The organism is Actinosynnema sp. (genome assembly GCF_052038725.1).
Genome location: NZ_JBQGCX010000746.1, coordinates 1 through 24,011 on the forward strand (window position 1 = coordinate 1; position 24,011 = coordinate 24,011).

24 protein-coding genes are annotated in these 24,011 nt (G+C 74.6%); 21 read left to right on the forward strand and 3 right to left on the reverse strand.

Annotated elements, in window-relative coordinates; all coding sequences use genetic code 11:
• The 7 genes from ACTUAL_RS15445 to ACTUAL_RS15475 form a co-directional block, all read left to right on the forward strand.
• Positions 1-1,765, forward strand: a 1,765-nt coding sequence (locus ACTUAL_RS15445; RefSeq protein WP_440900748.1) for a putative bifunctional diguanylate cyclase/phosphodiesterase, incomplete at its 5' end; no start/stop codon positions are given.
• A 135-nt stretch (positions 1,766-1,900) separates the two neighbouring features.
• Entirely contained in the window at positions 1,901-2,422 is a 522-nt protein-coding gene (locus tag ACTUAL_RS15450) for a YbaB/EbfC family nucleoid-associated protein (protein WP_157767915.1), read from the forward strand.
• The gene (locus ACTUAL_RS15455) at positions 2,419-2,727 is read left to right on the forward strand and encodes a type VII secretion target (protein WP_440900749.1); all 309 of its coding nucleotides are present in this window, start codon (positions 2,419-2,421) and stop codon (positions 2,725-2,727) included. The genes ACTUAL_RS15450 and ACTUAL_RS15455 overlap by 4 nt, the downstream gene beginning before the upstream one ends.
• Positions 2,727-3,971: a hypothetical protein gene (locus ACTUAL_RS15460; RefSeq protein ID WP_440900750.1), complete on the forward strand. Its 1,245-nt coding sequence runs from the start codon at positions 2,727-2,729 to the stop codon at positions 3,969-3,971. Before ACTUAL_RS15455 ends, ACTUAL_RS15460 begins: the two co-directional genes overlap by 1 nt.
• Before the next feature lie 83 nt (positions 3,972-4,054).
• Positions 4,055-4,666, forward strand: coding sequence for a hypothetical protein (locus ACTUAL_RS15465; protein ID WP_440900751.1), 612 nt, complete (start codon positions 4,055-4,057; stop codon positions 4,664-4,666).
• The gene (locus tag ACTUAL_RS15470) at positions 4,666-5,304 is read left to right on the forward strand and encodes a hypothetical protein (RefSeq protein WP_440900752.1); all 639 of its coding nucleotides are present in this window, start codon (positions 4,666-4,668) and stop codon (positions 5,302-5,304) included. Before ACTUAL_RS15465 ends, ACTUAL_RS15470 begins: the two co-directional genes overlap by 1 nt.
• A gap of 209 nt (positions 5,305-5,513) precedes the next feature.
• A complete protein-coding gene (locus ACTUAL_RS15475; protein WP_440900753.1) occupies positions 5,514-5,657 on the forward strand; it encodes a hypothetical protein in 144 nt (47 codons plus the stop codon).
• Between the two features lie 25 nt (positions 5,658-5,682).
• Here ACTUAL_RS15475 and ACTUAL_RS15480 read toward each other — a convergent pair whose 3' ends face one another.
• Positions 5,683-7,242 carry a bis-aminopropyl spermidine synthase family protein gene (locus tag ACTUAL_RS15480; protein ID WP_440900754.1) on the reverse strand — a complete coding sequence of 520 codons (1,560 nt, stop codon included), beginning with the start codon at positions 7,240-7,242 and terminating at the stop codon, positions 5,683-5,685.
• A 155-nt stretch (positions 7,243-7,397) separates the two neighbouring features.
• On the opposite strand from ACTUAL_RS15480, the gene ACTUAL_RS15485 reads away from it, so the two are divergent.
• Genes ACTUAL_RS15485 through ACTUAL_RS15500 form a run of 4 tightly spaced genes read left to right on the forward strand, consistent with a single transcriptional unit; the run spans position 7,398 to position 10,732 of the window.
• On the forward strand, positions 7,398-8,474 hold the full coding sequence (locus ACTUAL_RS15485) for an ABC transporter ATP-binding protein (protein WP_440900755.1): 1,077 nt from the start codon (positions 7,398-7,400) through the stop codon (positions 8,472-8,474).
• Between the two features lie 49 nt (positions 8,475-8,523).
• Entirely contained in the window at positions 8,524-9,123 is a 600-nt protein-coding gene (locus ACTUAL_RS15490; RefSeq protein WP_218181319.1) for an ABC transporter permease, read from the forward strand.
• A complete protein-coding gene (locus ACTUAL_RS15495; protein ID WP_096496881.1) occupies positions 9,120-9,851 on the forward strand; it encodes an ABC transporter permease in 732 nt (243 codons plus the stop codon). Before ACTUAL_RS15490 ends, ACTUAL_RS15495 begins: the two co-directional genes overlap by 4 nt.
• Entirely contained in the window at positions 9,848-10,732 is an 885-nt protein-coding gene (locus ACTUAL_RS15500) for an ABC transporter substrate-binding protein (protein ID WP_440900756.1), read from the forward strand. Before ACTUAL_RS15495 ends, ACTUAL_RS15500 begins: the two co-directional genes overlap by 4 nt.
• Before the next feature lie 101 nt (positions 10,733-10,833).
• Here ACTUAL_RS15500 and ACTUAL_RS15505 read toward each other — a convergent pair whose 3' ends face one another.
• The gene (locus tag ACTUAL_RS15505; RefSeq protein ID WP_096496879.1) at positions 10,834-11,613 is read right to left on the reverse strand and encodes an IclR family transcriptional regulator; all 780 of its coding nucleotides are present in this window, start codon (positions 11,611-11,613) and stop codon (positions 10,834-10,836) included.
• Between the two features lie 196 nt (positions 11,614-11,809).
• Between ACTUAL_RS15505 and hutH the strand changes: the two genes are divergently transcribed.
• The 7 genes from hutH (at position 11,810) to ACTUAL_RS15540 (ending at position 19,820) form a co-directional block, all read left to right on the forward strand.
• The gene (hutH, locus tag ACTUAL_RS15510; RefSeq protein WP_096496878.1) at positions 11,810-13,321 is read left to right on the forward strand and encodes a histidine ammonia-lyase; all 1,512 of its coding nucleotides are present in this window, start codon (positions 11,810-11,812) and stop codon (positions 13,319-13,321) included.
• Positions 13,315-14,961 carry a urocanate hydratase gene (hutU, locus tag ACTUAL_RS15515; protein WP_440900757.1) on the forward strand — a complete coding sequence of 549 codons (1,647 nt, stop codon included), beginning with the start codon at positions 13,315-13,317 and terminating at the stop codon, positions 14,959-14,961. Before hutH ends, hutU begins: the two co-directional genes overlap by 7 nt.
• Positions 14,958-16,133: an allantoate amidohydrolase gene (locus tag ACTUAL_RS15520; RefSeq protein WP_440900758.1), complete on the forward strand. Its 1,176-nt coding sequence runs from the start codon at positions 14,958-14,960 to the stop codon at positions 16,131-16,133. The genes hutU and ACTUAL_RS15520 overlap by 4 nt, the downstream gene beginning before the upstream one ends.
• 181 nt (positions 16,134-16,314) lie before the next feature.
• The gene (locus tag ACTUAL_RS15525; protein WP_096498090.1) at positions 16,315-17,586 is read left to right on the forward strand and encodes a formimidoylglutamate deiminase; all 1,272 of its coding nucleotides are present in this window, start codon (positions 16,315-16,317) and stop codon (positions 17,584-17,586) included.
• Positions 17,587-17,597: 11 nt separating this feature from the next.
• Positions 17,598-18,743, forward strand: a complete 1,146-nt coding sequence (gene hutI / locus ACTUAL_RS15530) for an imidazolonepropionase (RefSeq protein ID WP_440900762.1) — start codon at positions 17,598-17,600, stop codon at positions 18,741-18,743.
• A 211-nt stretch (positions 18,744-18,954) separates the two neighbouring features.
• On the forward strand, positions 18,955-19,230 hold the full coding sequence (locus ACTUAL_RS15535) for a hypothetical protein (RefSeq protein WP_096496875.1): 276 nt from the start codon (positions 18,955-18,957) through the stop codon (positions 19,228-19,230).
• The gene (locus ACTUAL_RS15540; RefSeq protein ID WP_096496874.1) at positions 19,227-19,820 is read left to right on the forward strand and encodes a DUF6879 family protein; all 594 of its coding nucleotides are present in this window, start codon (positions 19,227-19,229) and stop codon (positions 19,818-19,820) included. Before ACTUAL_RS15535 ends, ACTUAL_RS15540 begins: the two co-directional genes overlap by 4 nt.
• Here ACTUAL_RS15540 and ACTUAL_RS15545 read toward each other — a convergent pair.
• Positions 19,775-20,653, reverse strand: coding sequence for a hypothetical protein (locus ACTUAL_RS15545; RefSeq protein WP_440900759.1), 879 nt, complete (start codon positions 20,651-20,653; stop codon positions 19,775-19,777). The two genes, ACTUAL_RS15540 and ACTUAL_RS15545, sit on opposite strands and share 46 nt — an antisense overlap.
• Before the next feature lie 64 nt (positions 20,654-20,717).
• Between ACTUAL_RS15545 and ACTUAL_RS15550 the strand changes: the two genes are divergently transcribed.
• The 3 genes from ACTUAL_RS15550 to ACTUAL_RS15560 form a co-directional block, all read left to right on the forward strand.
• Positions 20,718-22,202, forward strand: a complete 1,485-nt coding sequence (locus tag ACTUAL_RS15550) for a tetratricopeptide repeat protein (protein WP_440900760.1) — start codon at positions 20,718-20,720, stop codon at positions 22,200-22,202.
• A gap of 226 nt (positions 22,203-22,428) precedes the next feature.
• Positions 22,429-23,166: a hypothetical protein gene (locus ACTUAL_RS15555; protein ID WP_096496872.1), complete on the forward strand. Its 738-nt coding sequence runs from the start codon at positions 22,429-22,431 to the stop codon at positions 23,164-23,166.
• A partial coding sequence (locus ACTUAL_RS15560; RefSeq protein WP_440900761.1) for an ImmA/IrrE family metallo-endopeptidase occupies positions 23,159-24,011 on the forward strand: 853 nt, incomplete at its 3' end. The genes ACTUAL_RS15555 and ACTUAL_RS15560, both read left to right, overlap by 8 nt.

The following is a 24,011-nucleotide window of genomic DNA, read 5'->3' on the forward strand; positions in this document are numbered from 1 at the left end:
CGGGCCGGACGGGCGCACGCTCGCCGTGGGCACCGCGCAGGACATCACCGAGCAGCGCGTCGCCGAGACCCGGATGCAGCGCTCCAGCCAGCGCTTCGCCGACCTGGTGTCGCTGACCCCGGTCGGCATCGGGCTGTTCGACGAGGGCGAGCGGCTGGTCGAGGCCAACGACGCGCTGTGCGACCTGCTCGGCATGGACCTGGAGCAGCTGCGCGGCATGACCGCCGAGCAGCTGACCGACCCGACCGACAACGACGACCGGCTGCAGTCGGTCAGCCGGATGACCGAGTTCGGCGCGGAGCGGGCGCACAAGATCCCGCAGCGGATACTGGTCAGGCCGGACGGCGAGCGGGTCTACTGCGAGCTGCACATCGCGCTGTCCGTGCAGGACGACGGCAGGCGGTTCTGGCTCATCGTGTTCCAGGACATCACCGAGCGCCGCCGCACCGCCGAGGCGCTGCGCCACCAGGCCACCCACGACGACCTGACCGGGCTGCCGAACCGGGCGCTGGTCAAGGAGCTGCTGGGCGAGCTGCTGGAGGGCGGCGACCGGGCGAAGGTCGCGGTGCTGTTCTGCGACATCGACAACTTCAAGCGGGTCAACGACTCCCTGGGCCACGACGCAGGCGACGAGCTGCTCGTCGCGCTGGCGCGGCGGCTGGAGGGCGGGCTGCCCGACGGGTGCACGGCGGCCCGGCTGTCCGGCGACGAGTACGTGATCATCTGCGAGAACATCGACGCGGTGGGCGGCGTGGACGCGCTGGCGACCCGCGTCGCCGGGCTGCTGCGCACGGCCGTCCCGGTGCACGGGCAGCTGGTCCGGGTGTCGGCGTCGATCGGCGCGGCGGTGCCCAACGGCTCGCGCGCCACCGGCGCGGACCTGCTGCGGTTCGCGGACGCGGCCATGTTCGAGGCCAAGCGGTCCGGCGCCGGGCGGGTGTCGCTGGCGTCGGCGGCGCTGATCGCGTCGGCCGACCGGCAGGTGCACCTGGAGGGGCAGCTGCGGGACGCGCTCGCCCACGACGGGCTGGCGCGGCACTACCCGCCGGTGGTCGGCGTGGACGGGTCGGTGCAGACCGCCGAGGCGCTGGTCCGGTGGCCGCACCCGGACCGGGGGCTGCTGTCGCCGGACATCTTCCTGCCCGTCGCTGAGCAGGGCGACCTACTGCGCGAGCTGGACCGGTGGGTGCTGCGGACCGCGCTCAAGGAGGCCGCGACCTGGCCCGCGCCGGACGGCAAGCCCGTGGCGGTGGCGGTGAACCTGGCCGGGCTGGTGCCGGGCGACCCGGAGTTCGTGGACATCGTGTCGGCGACCATCGCCGAGTCCGGCATCCCGTGGGACCGGGTGGTGCTGGAGCTGGTGGAGACGGCGCTGGTCGACCTGCCCTCGCGGGTGCGGCAGTCCATGGCGGAGCTGGTCGAGCGCGGCGTGCAGTTCGCCGTGGACGACTTCGGCACCGGGTACTCGTCGCTGGCGCGGCTCAAGGACCTGCCCGCGCAGATCATCAAGGTCGACCGGCGGTTCGTGGCCGGGGTGGGCAGCGACTCGTCGGACTTCGCGGTGGCGCGGGCCGTGGTGGACATGGCGCGGGCGATGGGGCGCAAGTGCGTCGCGGAGGGCGTCGAGACGGCCACCCAGTTCCACGTGCTGCGCGGCGTCGGGGTGGACGCCTACCAGGGGTGGCTGTTCTCCCGGCCGGTGCCGCCGAAGGAGTTCCGGGCGGTGCTCGCGCTGGGGCCGCTGCACATCCCCAAGGCCGGGTGAGCCGGGCTCCCGCTCCGGTGTGACGTGCTGCGCAGAGCCGAGGTCTTTTGTCGGATTTCGGCCACTCGTTCGTGGGGCAAGCGCCATAATCCCGCTCCGGGGGCCAGCGTTCGTGCTGGTCAGGGGAGGGGAACTGTGGAACCCGAACGGGTGATAGCGGACCTGGAGGCCAGGGCTCGCGACCTGGCCGCGCGGTCGGCGCAGGCGCAGGAGCAGATCCGGCAGGCGTCGGCGACCGTGCGCGCCAAGGACGGGGCGGTCACGGTGACCGTGGCGCCGAACGGGGCGGTGCAGGCGATCGAGTTCTCGCCGAAGGCGGGCGAGCTGTCGCACGTGCAGCTCGGGCAGGTCGTGATGGGGGTGCTGCGGCAGGCCCAGGCGCAGGCGGCGCGGCAGGTCGCGGCGGTGCTGGAACCGGACTTCGGCGGGACGCAGGCGATGGAGTTCCTGACCGGGTTCATCCCGGTGGAGGAGGTCGAGGAGCCTGCGGCTCGGGCTCGCGAGGAGGGCAGCGTGCTGCGGGACGAGTCCTGGGGCGCCGGACCGGCGCGGCCGGGCTACTCGCCCCCGCCCGCACCTCCGGCCCCGCCCGCGCGGCGCCCGGTGGACCGGGGCGAGCCGGACGAGGACGACGGCTTCGGGCCGGTGCTCCGGTGAGCGGCGGCGGGTACGAGGTCGTCACCGGGCAGCTGGAGGCGTTCGCCGAGGCGCAGGACGGTCGCGGCGGCGAGGTGGCCGCCGCGGCGGGCAAGGCCGGTGGGGTGAACCTGGGCGGGGAGACGTTCGGGGTGCTGCTGTCGTTCTTCGCGAACGGCGCGGAGAGCGCGGCGGCGGAGGTCGTCGAGGGGATCGAGCGGTTGGCGGCGGCGTACGGGGAGGCGGCGGGGGACACCAGGGCCACCGCGGCGGAGTACGCGGCCGTGGAGGACGGGAACGCGGCGGGGTTCGGGGGTGAGGGCTGATGGTGGAGTGGACCGGGTTCAGCGACGAGGGTGGCTGGACCAATCCGGACAACTTCGCGGGTGCGGGGCCGGTCGAGTCCGTGTTCCAGTTGATCGACTCTGGCAAGCGTGCTGGTGAGGGTGACGTCGCCGAGATCGCCATGAACCTGGGCGCGGTGGGCCTCGACCTGCTGGGGGCCGCGCTCGACCCGCTGGGCGCGCTCGGTACGGCGGGCATCGGGTGGTTGATCGAGCACGTGTCCTTCCTGCGCGAGCCGCTGGACTACCTGGCGGGCGATGGCGACCGGATCAAGGCCGCCGTGCAGACGTGGAACGAGACCGCCACGGCGCTGGGGAAGATCGCCGAAGCGCAGCACGACGCCATCGAGACCCAGGTTTCGGGTTGGCAGCAGCAGGCCGCTGAGGGGTTCCGCGCCAGCCAGCGGCAGCTGGTGAAGGAAACGGTGGTGCTCAGCGAATCGTGCACACGGGTCGCCGGGGACATCGCCACGGCGGGCACGATCACGGCGACGATCAGGGGAACGATCCGGGACTTGATCGCCATGTTCGTGTGGGAGGTGGTCCGGAACGCGGCCATCGCGCTGGCCTCCTCCGTGGTCAGCTTCGGCAGTTCCATCGCCGCGTTCACCGCGTGGGCGGTTGGGCGCGGTGCGGTTGTGCTGGGCAAGATCACGCAGAAGTTGAGCAAGCTGGTGAGCGTCGTCACGCGGATACTGGGACGCATCAAGCAGCTCACCGGTGCGCTGGGGCGTGCGCTGAAGGGGTTGGCGCGGTTCGGGAAGAGGGCGGGTGGGAGCGCGCCGACGCCGAGCGTCCCGCGCTTCCCCGGTCTGGACGGCCTGGGCAAGGGCTTGGACGACGTCGGCAAGCGCCTGGTCGACCGGGGGACCACCGCGCCGTCGTTGAGCGACGCGGCAGCGAAGGCGCGGCAGGGGGCTGGGGAGTTCGCGGACCGGTACAAGGACGCGGGCAACGTCGCGCAGAGGTTCGCCGACCAGCACCACGTGTCCTTCTTCGACAAGGCCGCTCCCGCCGCGGAGGCTTACAGCCCGTTCAAGCCGATCACCCGTGCGGACGGGAGCGTGTCGCCGCACTCGGTGCCGAGCTTCAACGACGGGGCTTTCCAGCTCAAGTTCGCTGCGGACAACTTCCGGGAGATCGCGAAGCAGGACGAACTGGAGGAAAAAGGGGCCACCGACGACGTCAAGCAGTTCAAGCGCAGGACGGGATACCTGGACGAATGAGCTGGGCGGGCACGCGCTGCCGGTGTCGAGTGGTCTGGTGAAGGGGATTTCCTCTGATGGTTGTTCCGGATAGCGGGTCCAGGGTGAAGAAGATCAAAAATCCGGTGCTCGTCGCTCTCGCGCTGCTGGGCGCGTTGATCGGACCGATCGCTGTCTTCTACGAATCCAACTGGCACCCTCTCGGTTTTCTCGGCCTGTTCGTGAACTGCCTGCTTCTTTTCGCCGTCACGCAGCGCCTGATCGCGTTCCTCGCGGGGTTCCTGCTCTTCATGCTCTACTTGTTGATGCTGACCTTTTTCGTGCCCCCGTGGTGGTACTCGCTCCACGGTGAGCGGGTGGACGGGTGCGTGTTGGTGGGCAGCGAGTACCGGAGCGGGGGCAGGAGCAGTTCGGCGTACTACGACTACCGCTTCCAGTGCGGTGACCGGGTGTTGGAGAGCACCAGCAAGAGCGTGAAGTCCGTCGAGGTCGGCGACACGGTGTCGTTGCTGGTGGACAGCACCGGGTTGCTCCCCGCGGTGGCGCCTGTGCCGAACGAGGAGAACGCTCCCTACGGGCCTTACGCGCTGGGTGCGTACTACCTGCTCTCGATGGGGAGCGTGCTGGTGGCGGCGCGCTTGCCCGAGCCCGTTGACCGGCCGAAGCCCAAGCCCAAGCGGCGTCCCGCTGGTCCGTTGAACGGTGACTTCCTCTGATGGTCGTCCCGTCCCGCCGCACGAGGTGGAAGAAGGTCCTCGCCGAGAAGAGGGTCAGGGCGGTGCTCCTCGTGCTCGGGCTCTTGTCCGTCCTGGTGGGGGTGATCCTGGTCGGCTCCGAGTCGACCGAGCGCCGAGCTCTGGGCGTCCTGGGGTTCGCCGTGTACTCCCTCGTGCTGTGCCTGCGCCACGGGCAGTGGACGGCGGCGTTCACGGCGATCGCGCTCACCGGGATGGGCGTGTTCGCGTCCGAGCAGTACGTGCAGCCGTGGTGGTACTCGGTACTGGGCGAGCGGCTGGACGGGTGCGTGGTGGTCGATCCGGACGCGGGGCTCCGGGACCGCTCCGTCTACCACGTCCGGTGCGGTGAGCGGGAGTTCGAGTCCGACAACGACGGAAGCTGGAACTACGTCGCGGTCTACAAGCCCTTCTCCCTCAGGGTCGACCGCACCGGGCTGCTGCCCCCTCGGGCGGTCGTTCCGTGGGAGCGGGACGTCTCCGGCGGGCCGTTCGCCCTGGGCGGGTTCCTGGTGTTCGCGCTGGCGTTCCTGCCTGCGGCGCGCTTCGCGCCGAAACCGCGGAGCCGGGCCCCTCGGCAGCAGGAGCCGGGCGGGCCCCTGACCGACAAGTTCCTCTGACCCGCCACCGTCCCCACCGTCCCCAGGGGAGGGTCAACCGGTGGACGTGGTCGTCAAGAGGGTGTTGCTGGTAGTCGGCGTGCTGCTCGTTCTCGGGTGCGCGGCCGGGTTCCTGGTCAAGGGCGCCCTGTGGCGCGGGCAGCGCGCCGGGTCGGGGAGCGGGAGCGGAATCCGGCGGACTTCTCCTCGGTGCGGTGCGGGGATCTGGGGTGACCGAGCACGTGGAGAACGGGCTCCGGGCCCCTCGGGTAAGGAAGTGGGGGAAGTTGCCCGAGGAGGTCCGGGCGCTCGCGGTGCGGGAGGTCGGGGTCGTGGCGCGGGCTCGGGAGCGGGTGGCGCGGGAGTTCGACTGAACCCGGCGCCACCCCGCGGACCGGATCAGGTCGCGGACGCGGCGATCAGCGGCAGCAGCGCGGCGATCCGGTGCCTCGGCAGGTCGATCAGGCGCTCCTCCAGGTCCGCCGACTCACCCACCGCCTCGACGATCCGCTCCCGCGCCGCCCGCTTCGTCAACCCGCCCCTGGTCGCCGTCACCAGCGCCTCCCGCCACACGTTCCCCAGCTTGCCGTGCGCCCGCGACAGCACCTCCCGCACCGCCAGCCCGCCCTCGTCCAACCCGCCCGCCAGCACCTGGTCCGCCACCACGACGCACGTCTTCCCGTCCGGCGTGGAACGCAGGTAGCGCAGCGAGAACCTCGTCCCCACCAGCTCCGCGAGCGCCTTCTGCCCCTTCTCCGACGCGACGTCCGGGTGGTTGTTCGGCACCAGCGCCGCCATCCGCCCCGGCGAGCACGCCAGCAGCGTCCGCAGCAGCCACGGGCCCGGATCGGCGCTCAGGTCCACGGCCAGCGACGCCGCCCCCTTGCCCACCGGCTCCGCCCAGCCCGGCTGCCTCGGCTTCGGCGGCGGGCTCGACTCCGGGCGCGGGGCCAGGTCCACCAGCGCCTCCAGCGCCTTGCCGCTCGGGCCCTCGGACTCCAGCGACTGCGGGCCGTGCGTGTAGATCCCCGGCTTGGTCACCGACACCGACCGCCTCGACGTCGGCCTGCACACGTACAGGTCCGCCGCGCTGCCGATCGCCTGCGCCCCGTCGAACCGGTGGAACGCGGGCAGCACCGCCTCGAACAGCAGCCCCAGCCGCAGCAGCTCCTGCTGCACCTTCAACCCGAGCGCCGGGGTGCGGTCGCTGGAGCCGTGCGCCAGCAGCAGCCTCCCGTCCCGCCCCAGGCACTCCACGCCGCGCGCCGCGAACAGGCCCATGCCCTCCGGCGTGTAGGGCGGGTCGCTGAACACCAGGTCCGCGCTCTCCAGCACCGACGGCGGCAACCCGAAGCGGAAGTCCGCGTGCAGCGTCGTGACGTCCCAGCCGCGCTCGGCCGCGATCCGGTCCACGTGCGCCAGCAGCCGGTCGTCCACGTCCACCACGACCACCCGCACGCTCGGGTCCACCGCGCACACCGCCAGCGACGTCAGGTCGTGGTCGCCCAGGCACAGCAGGGTCCGGCCGGACAGGTCGTAGGTCGTGGTCAGCCACAGCGCCCGCTTCAGCGCCGTCTCCGGCGTGGCCTGCACGTGGTCCAGCGCGGCCACCGGCGGCGGCACGGACGCGACGTCCGCGCGGACCACCGCCAGCAGGTCCGGGTTCTCCGCCACCAGCGCGTCCGCCGCGTCCGGGAGCTCCTCGGCCGCGTACCGGGCGTACGCGGCGGCCCGCGCGGGGACGATCCGGTGCCGGTCGCCCCTGCTCTCCAGGTCGTCCTGCGCCGCGGTCAGCAGCTCCTGCACGGTGCGGCGCGGCACGGCGGGCAGCCGGACCAGCTCCGCGAGGCTGTGCCAGTCCCGGCACAGCAGGGTCAGCACCCGGCGCAGCGGGCGCGCGTGCGCCCCCCGGCTCGCCAGGAGGTCGCGGACGCGGTCGCTCGGCTCATCTGCTGCCACAAGCAGAGCAGCCTAAACGGTGCCGGGGACCCGGCTCGCCACCGTCGGCGTCCCACCCCCGCGAGGGACTTCCCGTTATCCGGGATGTCCTGCCGCTGTCACCCCGACGGGCTAGGGTCGTCCGACAGCCGCAACCCAGGGGGAGGGAACCCGGGGTGATCGAGTTCAGGGGAGCGACCAAGCGGTTCGACGACGGGACGACCGCGGTCGACGGCCTGGACCTGGTGGCCGAGCCCGGCGCGGTGACCGTGTTCGTCGGCCCGTCCGGCTGCGGCAAGACCACCTCGCTGCGCATGGTCAACCGCATGGTGGAGGCCACGTCCGGCACCGTCCTGGTGGGCGGCCGGGACGTGCGCGAGGTCGACCCGCCGGAGCTGCGGCGCGGCATCGGCTACGTCATCCAGCAGGCGGGCCTGTTCCCGCACCGCACGGTCCTCGACAACGTCGCGACCGGGCCGCTGCTGTCCGGCTGGGGCAAGCGCAAGGCGCGCACCCGCGCGGCCGAGCTGCTGGAGCTCGTCGGGCTGCCGCAGGAGCTGGGCGGGCGCTACCCGGCGCAGCTGTCCGGCGGCCAGCAGCAGCGCGTCGGCGTGGCCCGCGCGCTCGCCGCCGACCCGCCCGTGCTGCTGATGGACGAGCCGTTCAGCGCCGTCGACCCGGTGGTGCGCGAGGGCCTCCAGGACGAGCTGCTGCGGCTGCAGGGCGAGCTGGGCAAGACGATCGTGTTCGTCACGCACGACATCGACGAGGCGGTGCGGCTCGGCGACAAGGTCGCGGTGTTCCGCGAGGGCGGCGTGCTCGCCCAGTACGCGCCGCCCGCCGAGCTGCTGTCCCGGCCCGCCGACGACTTCGTCGCCGGGTTCGTCGGCCGCGACCGGGGCTACCGGGGGCTGTCCTTCGCGGACTCCGGCGGCCTCGCGCTCGGGCAGGTCGGCACGGTCGGACCGGACGACGCGCCCGGCGGCGGCGACGCCTGGCGGCTGGTGCTCGACGCCGACCGCAGGCCGCAGGGCTGGTACCCGCCGGGTGACGGTGGCGCAGCCGTGCCGGGCGGGAGCCTGCACGAGCTGGGCGCCCCGCTGCGCGGCGCGCTCGACGCCGCCCTGTCCTCCCCGGCCGGGCTGGGCGTGACCGTGGACTCCGACGGCCGCTACGCCGGGGTCGTCACCGCCCGCGAGGTCCTGGACGCCATCGAGGCGCGGCGGGAGCGACCGGGGGCCGCCCGTGGATGACGTCCTGAGCTACCTCTCCGACGCGGGCACCCGGTCGGCCGTGCTGGACATGCTCGGCGAGCACGTCTACCTGTCGCTGTTCCCGCTGCTGGTCGCCGTGGTCCTGGCGATCGCGCTCGGCCTGCTGTGCCACCGGTTCCGGGCGGCGCGCGCCACCGTGATCGCCCTGTCGAACGTGCTCTACACGATCCCGTCGCTGGCCCTGTTCGCGATCATCCCGGCCCTCATCGGCACGAAGGTCCTGGACAGCGTCAACGTCGTGGCCGCCCTCACCCTGTACACGACGGCGCTGCTGGTGCGCCCGGTCGCCGACGCGCTCGACGCGGTGCCCGGCCACGTCACCGCCGCCGCCACCGCCATGGGCTTCCGGCCGGTGCGCCGGTTCTTCGCGGTGGAGCTGCCGCTGGCGGTGCCGGTGCTCGCGGCGGGCGTGCGGGTCGGGTCGGTCAGCAACATCAGCCTGGTCAGCGTCGGCGCGCTGATCGGCACCGGCGGGCTCGGCGTGCTGTTCACCGACGGGTTCCGGCAGCGCTACCTCGCGCCGATCATCGTCGGGGTCGTGCTCACCCTCGTGCTGGCGCTGGTCGTGGACCTGCTGCTGGTCGCGCTGCGCAAGGTCCTGACGCCGTGGGCGGAGGTGGCGAAGTGATCTTCGCTGACGCGCTGGAGTGGTTGCTCTCGCCGGGGAACTGGTCCGGGTCCACCTCGATCCCGACGCGGGTCGGCGTGCACCTGCTGTACTGCCTGGCCGCCGTGCTCGGCGCGAGCGCGATCGCGGTGCCGCTGGGCCTGTGGATCGGGCACACCGGGCGCGGCGGGACGCTGCTGGTCGCGGGCGGCAACGCGCTGCGGGCGCTGCCCACGCTCGGCCTGGTCACCCTGCTGTACCTGCTGCTCGGCGGCGGGCAGGTCGGGGTCGTGGTCGCGCTCGTCGTGCTGGCGATCCCGCCGCTGCTGGCGGGCGCGTACGCCGGGGTGCAGGACGTGGACCGGGGCGTCGTGGACGCCGCGCGCGGCATGGGGATGACCGGCTCGCAGGTGCTGTGGCGGGTGGAGCTGCCGAACGCGCTGCCGCTGCTGCTCGGCGGGGTGCGCAACGCCACCCTGCAGGTCGTGGCGACCGCGTCGGTGGCCGCGTACGTGGGGATCGAGACGCTCGGCCGTCCGCTGCTGGACGGTTTGCGGGTGCTGGACTACGGGCAGTTCGTCGGCGGCGCGGTGCTCATCGCCCTGCTGGCGGTCGCGCTCGACCTGCTGCTGGCGGGGGTGGGCGGGCTCGTCGTGCCCAAGGGCCTCACCCTCGGCACGCGGCGTCGCAAGGGGAAGCTGTCGGCGACCGCCGCCGCGCAGCGCGAAGTGAGGGGAAGCAAGGCATGAAGCGCACGTTGACGGCGGTGGCGGCGGTGCTCGCGCTGGCGACCGCCGGTTGCGGCTCGGCGGAGGACCTCAGCGGGAGCGGCGACCAGGCCGCCTCCGGCGAGATCGTGGTCGGCTCGGCCGACTTCACCGAGAACAAGATCCTGGCCGAGATCTACGCGGGCGCGCTCAAGACCACCGGCGCGAAGGTGTCGGTGCGCTCCGGCATCGGCGCGCGCGAGCTGGTCGTGCAGGCGCTGCAGGACAAGTCGCTCGCGGTGGTGCCCGAGTACACCGGCAACCTGCTGGTGCACTTCGACAAGGCCAGCACCGCCTCCGAGGCCGAGGAGGTCTACTCGGCGCTCAAGTCCAAGCTCCCCGAGGGCCTGGAGGTGCTGGAGAAGTCGGCGGCCGAGGACAAGGACGTCCTGGTGGTCACCAAGGAGACCGCCGACTCGGGCGTGAAGTCCATCGCCGACCTCGGCGAGGGCAAGTACGTGCTCGGCGCCGCGGGCGAGTGGGCCCAGCGCTGGGAGGCCAAGGTCAAGGAGCTGTACGGGGTCACCTTCAAGGAGATCAAGACCACCGACGCGGGCGGCCCGGTCACCGTGGACACGCTCAAGGACGGCGGGTCGCAGGTCGCGAACCTGTACACCACGCAGGCCGACATCGCGGTGAACGGGTTCGTGCAGCTGGAGGACCCGAAGAGCATGTACCCGGCGCAGAACATCCTGCCGCTGCTGCGGACCGGCGCCGTGGACGACAAGGGCAAGGCCGTGCTGGACAAGGTCTCCGCCGGGTTGACGACGGAGAACGTGGCCGAGCTGGTCAAGAAGGTCGACGTGGACAAGGAGACCGTGGCCAACGTGGCGGCGGAGTTCCTGAAGACCCTGTCCCTGTAACGGGATTCGCGCCCCGCGAGGGGATTCGCAGGTCCGAAGAGCGGCGTTCCCACTGCGGGGGCGCCGCTCTTCTGCGCCCTGCGCCCTCACGCCCTGCGCCCTCACGCCCGGCTCCCGCCGATCCGCTCGGTGAGCGAGTCCGCCGCCTGCATCGCCTCGGCCGCCAGCTCCGGCCAGGACTGGCCGCACGGCTCCTCGCACAGGTGCCGGAACGTCACCGTGATCGCCGCGATCGGCCGCTCCCCGTGGTCGTACACCGGGGCCGCCACCGACGCGAAGCCCGCCGTCACGAACCCGTCCTCCACCGCCCACCCGCGCCGCCGCTCCTCGGCGAGCAGCCTGCGCAGCGCGGGCAAGTTGCGCGGCCCCCGGCCGGTGCGGTCCACGAACGCCCGCGCGCTCGGGAACAGCGCCCGCACCTGCGCGTCCGGCAGCCGGGCCAGCATCGCCCTGCCCGACGCGGTCAGGTGCGCGGGCAGCCGCACCCCGACGTCCGACACGATCGTCTGCGGCTGCCTCGGCTGCTCCCGCACCAGGTACAGGGCCTCCGCGCCGTGCAGCACGCCCAGGTGCGCGGGCAGCGACACCTGGTCCACCAGCCTGCGCAGCAGCGGGCGCGCCAGGCGTTCGAGGGGGTCGTGCCGCAGGTACGCCGAACCCAGCTCGAACGCGGCCACGCCGAGCCCGTAGCGGCGCTCCTCCGGGAAGTGCGTGGCGAACCCGGCGTCGGCCAGCTCCGCCAGCAGGTGGTAGGTCGTGGACCTCGGCAGGTCCAGCTCGCGCGCCACCGCCGCCGCCGACAGCGGGCCCGGCCTGCTCGCCAGCAGGCGCAGCACCGCCAGTCCCCGGCGCAACGCCGGGACGTCGCTGCTCCCACCCATGGGCCCATTCTCGGCAAAACGGGGTCGCCGCGCACCGGAGGTCCGTGACAACGAGCTTCGAGGCGTCCACCACCGAGCCGCACCCGCCTTCGGCCGTCCGCACCGCCGCAGAGCCGGACGGCGGGTGTCTGGCATCCCAGACACCTCCGCCCGATCTCCGCTCGTGCCGGGGGCCGCCGCGGGTTGTGATGTGCCCATGCAGCACGTCGAACTCGGGCCGAAGGCCCTCACCCGCGACGAGGTCGCCGCCGTCGCCCGCGGCTCTGCCGCCGTGCGGCTCACCGGTGAGGCGCGCGAGGCCGTCGCCGCCGCGCGCGCCCACATCGAGCGGCTGGCCTCGGCCGAGCGGCCCACCTACGGGGTGTCCACCGGGTTCGGCGCGCTCGCCGTCCGGCACATCCCGCCGGACCGGCGGGCCGCGCTCCAGCAGGCCCTGGTGCGCTCGCACGCGGCGGGCGCGGGCCCCGAGGTGGAGCGCGAGGTGGTCAGGGCGCTCGTGCTGCTGCGCCTGCGCACGCTCGCCTCCGGGCACACCGGCGTGCGGCCGGAGACCGTGGAGACCATGGCGGCGATGCTCAACGCGGGCATCACCCCGGTGGTGCACGAGTTCGGCTCGCTCGGCTGCTCCGGCGACCTCGCCCCGCTCTCCGCCGCCGCGCTCGCCCTCACCGGCGAGGGCATGGTGCGCGACGCCGGGAACGACCTCGTCCCGGCCGCCGACGCGCTCGCCGCCGCGGGCATCGCGCCGCTGCGCCTGGCCGAGAAGGAGGGCCTGGCGCTGATCAACGGCACCGACGGGATGCTCGGGATGCTGGTGCTGGCCATCCACGACCTGCGCCACCTGCTCGACGTCGCCGACCTCACGGCCGCGATGAGCGTGGAGGCCCTCCTGGGCACCGACCGGGTGTTCGCCGCCGACCTGCACGCCCTGCGCCCGCACCCCGGCCAGGGCCGCAGCGCCCAGCGGATGGCCGAGATCCTGTCCGGCTCCGAGATCGTCGCCAGCCACCGGGGCCCGGACTGCAACCGGGTCCAGGACGCCTACTCGCTGCGCTGCTCCCCGCAGGTGCACGGCGCGGCCCGCGACACCGTCGCGCACGCCGAGACCGTCGCCGACCGCGAGCTGGCCTCCGCCGTGGACAACCCGGTCGTGCTCGCCGACGGCCGCGTCGAGTCCAACGGCAACTTCCACGGCGCGCCGATCGCCTACGTGCTGGACTTCCTGGCCATCCCGGTCGCCGACGTCGCCTCCATCGCCGAGCGCCGCACCGACCGGATGCTCGACGTGAACCGCTCGCACGGCCTGCCGCCGTTCCTGGCCGACGACCCCGGCGTCGACTCCGGGCACATGATCGCCCAGTACACGCAGGCCGCGATCGTGTCCGAGCTCAAGCGGCTGGCCGTGCCCGCCTCGGTGGACTCGATCCCCAGCTCCGCCATGCAGGAGGACCACGTGTCCATGGGCTGGTCGGCCGCGCGCAAGCTGCGCAAGGCCGTCGACGGCCTGCGGACCGTGCTCGCCATCGAGTACCTGACCGCCGCGCGGGCACTGGACCTGCGCGCCCCGCTCAAGCCCGCCCCCGCCACGGCCGCCGCCGTCGCGAGGCTGCGCGAGGTCGTGCCCGGCCCCGGACCGGACCGGCACCTCGCGCCCGAGATCGCCGCAGCCGAAGCCATCATCAGGAACGGAGCGCCCCAGTCGTGGTGACCGCAGCCAGAGGGACCGACCTGACCGCGCGCAGCTGGCCCACCGAGGCCGCGCTACGCATGTTCCACAACAACCTCGACCCGGACGTGGCCGAGCGCCCCGAGGACCTGGTGGTCTACGGCGGCACCGGCAAGGCCGCCCGCGACTGGCCGAGCTTCCACGCCATCAGCCGCGAGCTGGAGCAGCTGGCCGACGACGAGACGCTGCTGGTGCAGTCCGGCCGCCCGGTGGGCGTGCTGCGCACCCACGAGTGGGCGCCGCGCGTGCTCATCGCCAACTCCAACCTGGTGCCGGACTGGGCGGACTGGCCCGAGTTCCGCCGCCTGGAGGCGGCCGGGCTGACCATGTACGGGCAGATGACCGCCGGGTCGTGGATCTACATCGGCACCCAGGGCATCCTGCAGGGCACCTACGAGACGTTCGCCGCCGTCGCCGCCAAGCGGTTCGGCGGCACCCTGCGCGGCACGCTCACCGTCACCGCCGGGCTCGGCGGCATGGGCGGCGCGCAGCCGCTGGCGGTCACCATGAACGAGGGCGTCGCGCTGTGCGTGGAGGTCGACCCGGCGCGGGCGCGCAGGCGCGTGGAGACCCGCTACCTGGACGAGGTCGCCGACGACCTGGACGACGCCGTCGCCCGCGCGCTCGCCGCGAAGGCCGAGGGGCGCGCCCTGTCCGTGGGGGTGGTCGGCAACGCCGCCGAGGTGCTTCCGGAGCTGCTGCGCCGGGGCGTGGCGGTGGACGTGGTCACCGACCAGACCTCCGCGCACGACCCGCTGATGTACCTGCCGGTCGGGGTCGGCGTCGACGAGTGGCACGAGTACGCCGCCGCGAAGCCGGAGGAGTTCACCGAGCGGGCGCGCGCGTCGATGGCCGCGCACGTGGAGGCCATGCTCGGGTTCCAGGCGGCGGGCGCCGAGGTGTTCGACTACGGCAACTCGATCCGGGGCGAGGCCAAGCTCGGCGGCTGCGAGCGGGCGTTCGACTTCCCCGGCTTCGTGCCCGCCTACATCCGGCCGCTGTTCTGCGAGGGCAAGGGCCCGTTCCGCTGGGCCGCGCTGTCCGGCGACCCGGCCGACATCGCCAAGACCGACGCCGCGATCCTGGAGCTGTTCCCGGAGAACGAGCAGCTCGCCCGGTGGATCAAGCTCGCCGGTGAGCGGGTGGAGTTCCAGGGGCTGCCCGCCCGGATCTGCTGGCTCGGCTACGGCGAGCGGCACCGCGCGGGGCTGAGGTTCAACGAGATGGTGGCGTCCGGCGAGCTGTCCGCGCCGATCGTCATCGGCCGCGACCACCTCGACTGCGGGTCGGTGGCCTCGCCGTACCGGGAGACCGAGGCGATGGCCGACGGCTCCGACGCGATCGCCGACTGGCCGCTGCTGAACGCGCTGGTCAACACCGCCTCCGGGGCCACCTGGGTGTCGATCCACCACGGCGGCGGGGTCGGCGTCGGGCGGTCGATCCACGCCGGGCCGGTCACCGTCGCGGACGGCACCGAGCTGGCCGCCGCGAAGATCGAGCGGGTGCTCACCAACGACCCCGGCATGGGCGTGCTGCGGCACGCGGACGCCGGGTACGACCGGGCGCGCGAGGTCGCGGACGAGCGCGGGGTGCGGGTGCCGATGGCCGGGGGTGGCGAGTGACCTCGCTGGCCGACCTGGCCGACGTAGGCCGGGACGCACGGCGCGGCGGGTACTCGCGGCACGGGTTCGACCGGGTCGAGCTGGAGCTGCGCGAGTGGTTCACCGCCGAGGCGACCGCGCGCGGGCTGGACGTGCGCGCGGACCGCAACGGGAACCTGTGGGCGTGGTGGGGGCGGCCGGGTCCCGGCGCGGTGGTCACCGGCAGCCACCTGGACTCGGTGCCCGGCGGCGGGGCGTTCGACGGGCCGCTCGGCGTGGTGTCCGCGCTCCAGGCCGTGGACCTGCTGCGGGCGCGCGGGTTCCGGCCGGCGCGACCGCTGGCGGTGGCGGTGTTCGTGGAGGAGGAGGGCGGGCGGTTCGGCGTCGCCTGCCTGGGGACCCGGCTGATGACCGGCGCGATCACGCCCGAGCGGGCCGCCGCGCTCGTCGACGCGGACGGGGTCAGCTTCGGCGACGCCGCCCGCGCCGCCGGGTTCGACCCCTCGGCGATGGGTCGGGACGACGCGGCGCTCGCGTCCATCGGGGCGTTCGTGGAGCTGCACGTCGAGCAGGGGCGCGGGCTGACCGCGCCGGTCGGGGTCGCGAGCTCGATCCTGGCGCACGGCCGGTGGCGGTTCACCTTCACCGGCGAGGGCAACCACGCCGGGGCGACCCCGGTGCAGGACCGGCGCGACCCGGTGCTGCCCGCGTCGGCGACCGTGCTGGCCGCCCGCGCGGCGGCCCGCGGGGGAGCGCGGGCGACGGTGGGGCGGATCGTGCCGAACCCCGGTGGCGCCAACGTGATCGCGTCCTCGGTGGACCTGTGGCTGGACGCGCGGGCCTCGGACGACGCGACCACGCGGGCCGTCGTGGCGGAGGTCGTGGCGGCGGCCGAGCGGGCGGCGGCGGACGAGGGCTGCGAGGTGCGGGTCACCGAGGAGTCCTACGGGGACACCGTGCACTTCGACGCCGGGCTGCGCGACGAGCTGTCCGCGGTGCTCGGCGGGGTCCCCGCGCTGCCGACCGGCGCCGGGCACGACGCGGGCGTCCTGGCCGGGCACGTGCCCACGGCGATGCTGTTCGTGCGCAACCCGACCGGGGTGAGCCACGCGCCGGAGGAGTTCGCGGAGGACGCGGACTGCGCGGCCGGGGTGGTGGCGCTGGCGGCGGCGCTGGAGCACCTCGCCGGGTGAGGTCGTGGGCGCCTCGGTCCGCCGGAGGGGCGCGGACCGGGGTTCCCCGGCTGTGGATCTTGGCTGGTCGCCTCGTCGCGGCCATGCTGGGGGTGGGTGGGCTCCGCGGGGGCGCGCGCCAGGCGAGAGCCGAACCGGGTGAGCGGCGGGAGGCCGATGTGCGGTGGTTGGTGAGGTCGCGGTGAAGAGCTTCTGGTGCGAGCGGGCCGTCCTGCCCGGCGGGGTCGCGGCGCGGGTGCTGCTGCGGGTGTCCGACGGGGTCATCCGCGAGGTCCGCGAGGTCGACACCATCCCGCTGGGGTCCCAGCGGTTGCACGGGGTGGTGCTGCCGGGGTTCGCCAACGCCCACTCGCACGCCTTCCACCGGGGGCTGCGCGGGCGCACGCACGACGGCGGCGGCACGTTCTGGACCTGGCGCGAGCGGATGTACCAGCTGGCGGCCGAGCTGACGCCGCGCTCGTACCAGCGGCTCGCCACGGCCGTGTACGCCGAGATGGTGGTCGCCGGGTACACCGCCGTCGCCGAGTTCCACTACCTGCACGCGGGCGGCAACGAGATGGCCGAGGCGCTGCGGGCGGCGGCGCGGGCGGCGGGCATCCGGTTGACCCTGCTCGACACCGCCTACCTGGCCGGGGGCATCGGGAAGCCGGTCGCCGGGGCGCAGGAGCGGTTCAGCGACGGCAGCGCGGCGGCGTGGGCGCGGCGCTCCGGCGAGCTGCTGCCCGACGACAACACGGTCGTCGGGACGGCGATCCACTCGGTGCGGGCGGTGCCGCGCGAGGAGCTGGCCGCCGTCGCGGGCGCGTTCCCGGACCGGCCGCTGCACGTGCACCTGTCGGAGCAGCCCGACGAGAACCGGGAGTGCCTCGAGGCGTACGGCCTCACCCCGACCGCGCTGCTCGCCGAGGCGGGCGCGCTGGGCGAGCGCACCACCGCCGTGCACGCCACCCACCTGACCGCCGAGGACATCGCGCTGCTCGGCGGCAGCGGCGCCGGGGTGTGCCTGTGCCCGACCACCGAGGCCGACCTGGCCGACGGCATCGGGCCCGCGCGGGAGCTGGCCGACGCCGGGGTGCGGCTGTCGCTGGGCAGCGACCAGAACGCGGTGGTGGACCCGCTGCTGGAGGCGCGCGGCCTGGAGCACGGCGAGCGGCTGCGGTCGGGGCGGCGTGGGCGGTTCTCGCCCGCCGAGCTGGTGGCCGCGCTGACCGGGCACCACGCGCTGGGCAGGCCGGAGGCGGGGCGGATCGAGGTGGGCGCGCCCGCGGACCTGGTGGCGCTGCGGGCGGACTCGCCGCGCACGGCCGGGGCGGAGCCGGGGCAGCTGGTGCTGGCGGCGACGGCGGCGGACGTGGCGGCGGTCGTGGTCGGCGGGCGGGTCGTGGCGCGCGACGGCGCGCACGAGGAGCTGGGCGACGTGGGCGGGTTGTACCGGGAGGTGCTGCGGCGGTGAGCGGGACGGCGGTGAGCACGCTGGTCACCGGGGTCGGCGAGCTGACCACGAACGACCCAGGGCTGGGGCGGCTGCGGGACGCGGCGCTGGTGCTCGACGGGGACCGGGTGGCGTGGGTCGGTCCGGCGGCCGGGGCGCCGGACGCGGACGAGCGGGTGGACGTCGGCGGCCGGGCGGTGCTGCCGGGGTGGGTGGACAGCCACACGCACCTGGTGTTCGCCGGGGACCGGACCGAGGAGTTCGAGTCCAGGATGGCCGGGCGGCCCTACGCGGCCGGGGGCATCGCGACCACGGTCGCCGCCACGCGGGCCGCGTCGGACGCCGAGCTGGAGGAGGGGCTGCGGCGGCACGTGGCCGAGGCGGTCGCCCAGGGCACGACGTGCCTGGAGACCAAGACCGGGTACGGGCTGACCGTCGAGGAGGAGCTGCGGGCCGCCCGGCTGGCGGCGCGGTGGGTGGACGAGGTGACGTTCCTCGGCGCGCACCTGGTGCCGCCGGGGGCCGACGCGGGCGAGTACCTGGAGCTGGTGGCCGGGGAGATGCTGGACGCGGTCGCGCCGCACGTGCGGTGGGCGGACGTGTTCTGCGAGGAGGGCGCGTTCGACGAGGCCGGGTCCCGGCGCGTCCTGGAGGCCGCCCGGTCGCGCGGGCTCGGCCTGCGGGTGCACGGCAACCAGCTCGGGCGGGGGCCGGGGGTGCGGCTGGCGGTGGAGCTGGGCGCGGCGAGCGTGGACCACTGCACGCACCTGTCCGACGCGGACGTGGCGGCGCTGGCGGGCTCGGACACCGTCGCGACCCTGCTGCCCGCGTGCGACCTGTCCACCCGCCAACCCCTGCCACCCGCGCGGGCGCTGCTGGACGCGGGTGCGGAGGTGGCGCTGGCGAGCAACTGCAACCCCGGCTCGTCGTACACCACGTCGATGGCGTTCGCGGTGACGACGGCGGTGCTCCAGATGCGGCTGACCGTGGAGGAGGCCGTGCGCGCCGCGACGGCGGGCGGCGCGCGGGCGCTGCGGCGGACGGACGTGGGACACCTGGGGGTGGGCGCGCGGGCGGACGTGCACGTGCTGAACGCCCCGTCGACCACCCACCTGGCGTACCGACCGGGGGTGCCGCTCACGTGGGCGGTGTGGCGGCGGGGGGTTCGGGAGCGGTGAAGAGCTGGTATGGGCTATTCGGAATTTTCTCTTTGGGGTGAATATTCCCTATTAATCTTGCATCCTTATTTGCTCTCGGTGCACCCCTCCTGGCCTGCTTGAACTAATCCTGTGAGTCGTAGCGGTGAATTCCGCTCAACTGCGGTGTTGCCCCCTTAAATTGTTCTATAGCTTGGTGATGGATCACCGCGTGCGACCAATCGGGGGAACGATGGCACTGGAATGGAATCCGGATCTCACCGCGGCCTTCAGCCGCAGGGTCGTCAAGACGCTCGCCGAGCTGGGCGGTGACACCGCCCCGTGCGACAACGCGCTGAGCTGCCCCGACGTGTGGGAGCTCGACAACGGCGACCTCGCCGTCATCGGCCGCGACTGCACCGAGGCCTACGAGGGCAGGCTGCCGGAGGGGGTCGGCGTCGGCGACGGGGAGCGGCTGGTCGTCGTGCCGGGGGCCGTCGCGCGCACGTTCAAAGCGGTGCTGTCGTGAGCGCCTGCACCGGGGTCCCGCTCACGCTCGACGAGTACGTCGACGGCTTCGAGCGCCACCACGGCGTGGAGGGCGTCGGCGAGCTGTGGAAGATCGAGCGCACCCAGGTCTTCCAGGAGGAGGGCAACGCCAGTTGCGCCGCCTTCCTCGCCGGTGACCGCGCCCGCTCGCTCGCCCTGATCGCCGAGCGCCTGCCCCAGCTGGAGCAGCAGCACCGGGCCGCCACCGCCCACGGCATGGTCGTGGGCCGGGTCAGGGTGGTCGAGGAGCCGCTCGACCCGTACGTCCTGTGGGAGCTGACCTCGCAGGTCCAGCGCGCCGCCCTCGGCGAGCAGATCAAGGTGGTCGACGCCGCCGACCTCGCGGGGCTGGAGGCGGGCGGACCGCTGCCCGACCTGGTCGGCTTCGACGACGCGGTCGTCTACTTCATCCACTACACCCCGGACGGCGTCCCCACCGGGGCCACCGCCGCCACCGACCACCAGGTCGCCCACTGGCGGCAGGTCTACCGGTCGCTGCACGACGCCGCCGAGCCGGTCGCCGACTACCACGCCCGCCGCGTCGCGCCGGAACTCCCCGAGGCGCCGTGACCGGCGAAGCGGGCGACTTCGCGCGCAACGAGTTCGGCGGCTCCGCCGACGACGTCGTGCAGGCGGGCGCGGTCAACGGGGGCGTGCACTTCCACGGCGCGCGCCCCCGCGCCGCCTGGCCGCCGCCCCGCCAGCTCCCCGCTGACGTGCGCGGCTACGTGAACCGCAACGAGGAGCTCCAGCGCCTCAACGGCTTCCTGAACGACCACCTCGGTTCGGACGTGTCCGGCGTCGGCCTGTGCGTGGTCACCGGCACCGCCGGGGTCGGCAAGACCTCGCTCGCCGTGCACTGGGCGCACCGGGTGTCCGCCGCCTTCCCGGACGGCCAGCTCTACGTCAACCTGCGCGGCTACGACCCCGGCCCGCCGGTCACGCCCGCGCACGCGCTCGACCACTTCCTGCGGTCCCTGCGCGACCCCGGCGAGCCGGTGCCCGCCGACCTGGAGGGCAGGGCCGCCGCCTACCGCTCGATGCTCGCGGGCCGCCGCGTGCTCGTGCTGCTCGACAACGCCTCCGACGTCGCGCAGGTCCGCCCGCTGCTGCCGGGCACGGCGGGCTGCCTGGTCGTGATCACCAGTCGCAGCAGGCTCTCCGGCCTGGTGGCCCGCGACGGCGCGCACCGCCTCGTGCTGGACGTGCTCACCGAGTCGCAGGCCGTGGAGCTGCTGCACGGCGTCACCGACAACTACCGCCCGCCCGACGACCCGGCGCAGCTCGTGGAGCTGGCCGGGCTGTGCGCGCGGCTGCCGCTGGCGCTGCGCATCGCGGGGGAGCGCGCCGGGCGCCGCCCCCACTTGCCGCTGCGCCGGCTCATCGAGGAGCTGCGCGCTCATCGAGGAGCTGCGCGACGAGTCCTCGCTGTGGGACGCCCTCACCTCCGACGCCGACGAGGACGGCGTGCGCACCGTGTTCGCCTGGTCCTACCGGGCGCTCACCCCGGACGCGGGCAGGCTGTTCCGCCGCCTCGGCCTGCACACGGGCGCCGAGTTCGGCGCGGGCGCCGCGGCGGCGCTGGTGGGCGCCGACGTCCGCGCCACCCGCAGGCTGCTGGACGACCTCGTCGGCGCGCACCTGGTCGAGCAGATCGGGCCCGACCGGTTCCAGTTCCACGACCTGCTCCGGGCCTACGCCACCGACCAGGCCCGCGTGGACGAGACCCCGGAGAGCGCCAGGGCCGCGCGGCGCGACCTGCTGCTGTGGTACCTGCGCGCCGCCGCGGCGGCCTGCGCCCTGATCTCCCCGCACACCTCCCGCGCCGCGCTGCCGCAGACCCCGGAGGGGCTGGGCGCCGAGCCGCCCGAGTTCGCCGACCAGGTCGAGGCGCTGCGCTGGCTGGAGGTCGAGCACGCCAACCTGGTCGTCGCCGTCCGGCACGCGGACCAGAGCGGGATGCCCGACCTGGCCTGGCTGCTGCACGCCGTGCTCCGCCCGTTCCACGCCAGGAGCAACCGGTTCGACGACTGGATCGAGACCGGCGACATCGCCCTGCGGGCCGTGCGCGGCCTCGGCGACCGGGCCGGTGAGGCCGAGGTGCTGGAGAGCCTGGGCAAGGCCCACGTCCAGCGCGGGTGGGCCGTCGAGGGGGCCGTGCGGCACCGCGAGTCGCTCGCCATCCGGCGCGAGCTGGGCGACCGGCGGGGCCAGATGGTGTCCGCGAACGCACTCGGGCTGGCCCTGCTGCGCGACCACCGGCTGTCCGAGGCGCTGGCCGCGTTCGAGCACGCCCGCGCCACCGCGATCGAGCTGGACGACGCGCACTGGACCGGCCTGACCACGACCAACGCCGCCGAGGTCCGCTGCGACCTCGGCGACTTCGAGGCAGGTCGGGACCTGCTCACCGAGGCCGCCGAGGTGTTCCGCGCGCTCGGCGACCGGATCTGGGAGGCGGAGAGCCTGCACGGGCGCAGCCGCGCGCACCGGGAGCTGGGCGACCTGGAGGCCGCGCAGCGGGACATCCGCGCGGCGCTGGCCGTGGCGCGGGACCACGACCACCCGGTCGCCGAGGCGTTCTGGCTCATCGAGTCCGGGCGGGTGGAGGTGGCGGCCGGGCGGCCGGAGCGGGCGCTGGTGGAGTACCAGCGGTCGGCGGCCATGCACCGGAAGGTCGGGGACAGGGAGCGGGAGGCGGTCGCGCTCGACGCCACGGGGGAGGCGTACGCGCGGCTCGGGCGGGTCGAGGACGCCGAGCGGTTCCACCGGGGCGCGGTGGTGGTGCTGCGGGAGCTGGGGAACCGGTGGCAGCTCGCGGTGGCGCTCGTGAACCTGGCCGCCGTCGTGGACGACCCGGCCGAGGCGCTGGCTGAGGCCGGGGCGCTCGCCGCGGGGTTCCCCGACCCGGAGGCCCGCGCGCTGTGGGAGCGGGCGGCGCGGCTGGCCCGGTGAGACGGGCGGTGCGACTGGTCCGGTGCGGCAGGTCCGGTGGGCGGCCCCGAGCCCGGCCTCGCTGTGGCGAACGACGCGGTGCGGCGGCCCCCGGAGCGGGTACCGGAACCCGCGGGGGCCGGGGGAGCACTAGCCCGTTCGTGCGACGCGCGCGGACCGGAGCGTCCCCGGACGTGGGTGATCCGTGTGGGAAAGTGAAGTCCCACCGGTTGACGGGAGGACCGCGGTGAAGGACTTCGAGCCGTCCGAGTGGGCGCTCGCTCAGTTCGGCGACCAGGCGAAGGCCGTGATCACCAGCGTGGTGGTCGGGCTGCACCGGGCGCAGCAGGCGGCCTGGCGGGTGCAGGCGGCGGCCACCGCCGAGGGCATCCGCAACAAGCGCGCGTACGGCAGCATGTGGGACTCCCGGTACAACCTGGTCGTCCAGCAGTTCGACCTCGCCCACCTGCCCGGCTACCGGCCGTTCCACCCGCGCGGCGCCCCCTACAAGCTCGCGCTCGTCAACGACCGGGTGCTCATCCCGTTCCGGCACTCGACGTCGCTGGCCAAGTCGATCCACCGGGCCAAGATCCGCGCCGACGTGCCGCTGCGGGTGTCCAGGGGGCTGGGCGTCGAGGCGTCGCCGACGCTGTTCGACCTGCCCGAGCCGGAGGCCGAGCCGTCGCTGCAGGACGCCGCGATCGCCGCGCACCAGGCGAACCTGACCGTGGTCTACGTCGGGTTCGTCGCCAACGCGGACGCCGACCGGGTGCTGGAGGCCTGGTGGGGCGAGGCGATCGCGCTGGAGGACAACGGGCGGATCATGTGGTCGCCGGAGAAGCTCCCGGTGGACGCGGTCGAGCCCGCCGACTACGCGCAGGACGACGACCCAGGCGCGCTCCCCGGCACGGGCGGCGCCGCCGCCGACGAGGGCAAGCCGCCGGTGCTGCGGCTGGTCAGGGGCGCCGGTCCGGCGGGTGCCTGAGCTGGTCCCGACCCGCCTCACCCAGGCCCGCCACCTCGCGGGCCTGACCAGGCGCGGGCTCGCCGACCTGGTCGGGGTCACGCCCACGGCGGTGGGCCAGTACGAGCAGGGCGCCCACCGCCCGCGCCCCGCGCTGCTCGCCGCGCTGGCCGCCGCGCTCGACGTGCCCACCCCGTTCCTGACCGCCGACCGCCCGCACCCCCGCCTGGACCCGGCGTCCGCGCACTTCCGCAGCCTCCGCGCCACCCGCTCCTACCAGCGCGCGAAGGCCGTGGCGCACGCCGAGCAGACCTGGGAGCTGGCGTCCGCGCTGGAGCGCCGCGCCCCGCTGCCCGCCGTCGACCTGCCCCGCCTGCCGGGGGACCCGGTCGCCGCGGCCAGGGCGCTGCGCGCGGCGTGGCGGCTGGGCGCGGGCCCGGTCCGGGACCTGGTGCGGCGCATGGAGGAGTGCGGCGTGCTGGTGCAGTGCCCGCCCCGCGACCCGGACCTGGAGACCGTGGACGCGTTCTCCACCGCCGCGCCGCACCGCCCGGTCGTGGTGCTCACCCCGAACCGCGCCGACGACGTCCACCGCCACCGCTTCAGCGCCGCCCACGAGCTGGGCCACCTGGTGCTGCACGGCGACCGCGCCCCCGGCGGCGCGGCGGGCGAGCGGGCGGCCGACGTGTTCGCCGCCGAGTTCCTCGCGCCCGCCGACGCCATCCGCCCCGAGCTGCCGCGCCGGGCCGACCCGCGGCGGCTGGCCGAGCTGCGGCGCGCGTGGGGCGTGTCGGCGACGTGCCTGCTGCGCCGCTGCCACGAGCTGGGTCTGCTGTCCGACTCGGCGGCGGGCCGGGCCCACCTGC

Excerpts from the sequence above, each read along its gene's own strand:
- ACTUAL_RS15470 (WP_440900752.1), top strand. The coding sequence starts at position 4,666 with ATGGTCGTCCCGTCCCGCCGCACGAGGTGGAAGAAGGTCCTCGCCGAG.
- hutH (WP_096496878.1), top strand. The coding sequence starts at position 11,810 with ATGCAGCACGTCGAACTCGGGCCGAAGGCCCTCACCCGCGACGAGGTC.
- ACTUAL_RS15535 (WP_096496875.1), top strand. The coding sequence starts at position 18,955 with ATGGCACTGGAATGGAATCCGGATCTCACCGCGGCCTTCAGCCGCAGG.
- ACTUAL_RS15490 (WP_218181319.1), top strand. The coding sequence starts at position 8,524 with ATGCTCGGCGAGCACGTCTACCTGTCGCTGTTCCCGCTGCTGGTCGCC.
- ACTUAL_RS15505 (WP_096496879.1), bottom strand. The coding sequence starts at position 11,613 with ATGGGTGGGAGCAGCGACGTCCCGGCGTTGCGCCGGGGACTGGCGGTG.
- ACTUAL_RS15500 (WP_440900756.1), top strand. The coding sequence starts at position 9,848 with ATGAAGCGCACGTTGACGGCGGTGGCGGCGGTGCTCGCGCTGGCGACC.
- ACTUAL_RS15545 (WP_440900759.1), bottom strand. The coding sequence starts at position 20,653 with ATGAGCGCGCAGCTCCTCGATGAGCCGGCGCAGCGGCAAGTGGGGGCG.
- ACTUAL_RS15460 (WP_440900750.1), top strand. The coding sequence starts at position 2,727 with ATGGTGGAGTGGACCGGGTTCAGCGACGAGGGTGGCTGGACCAATCCG.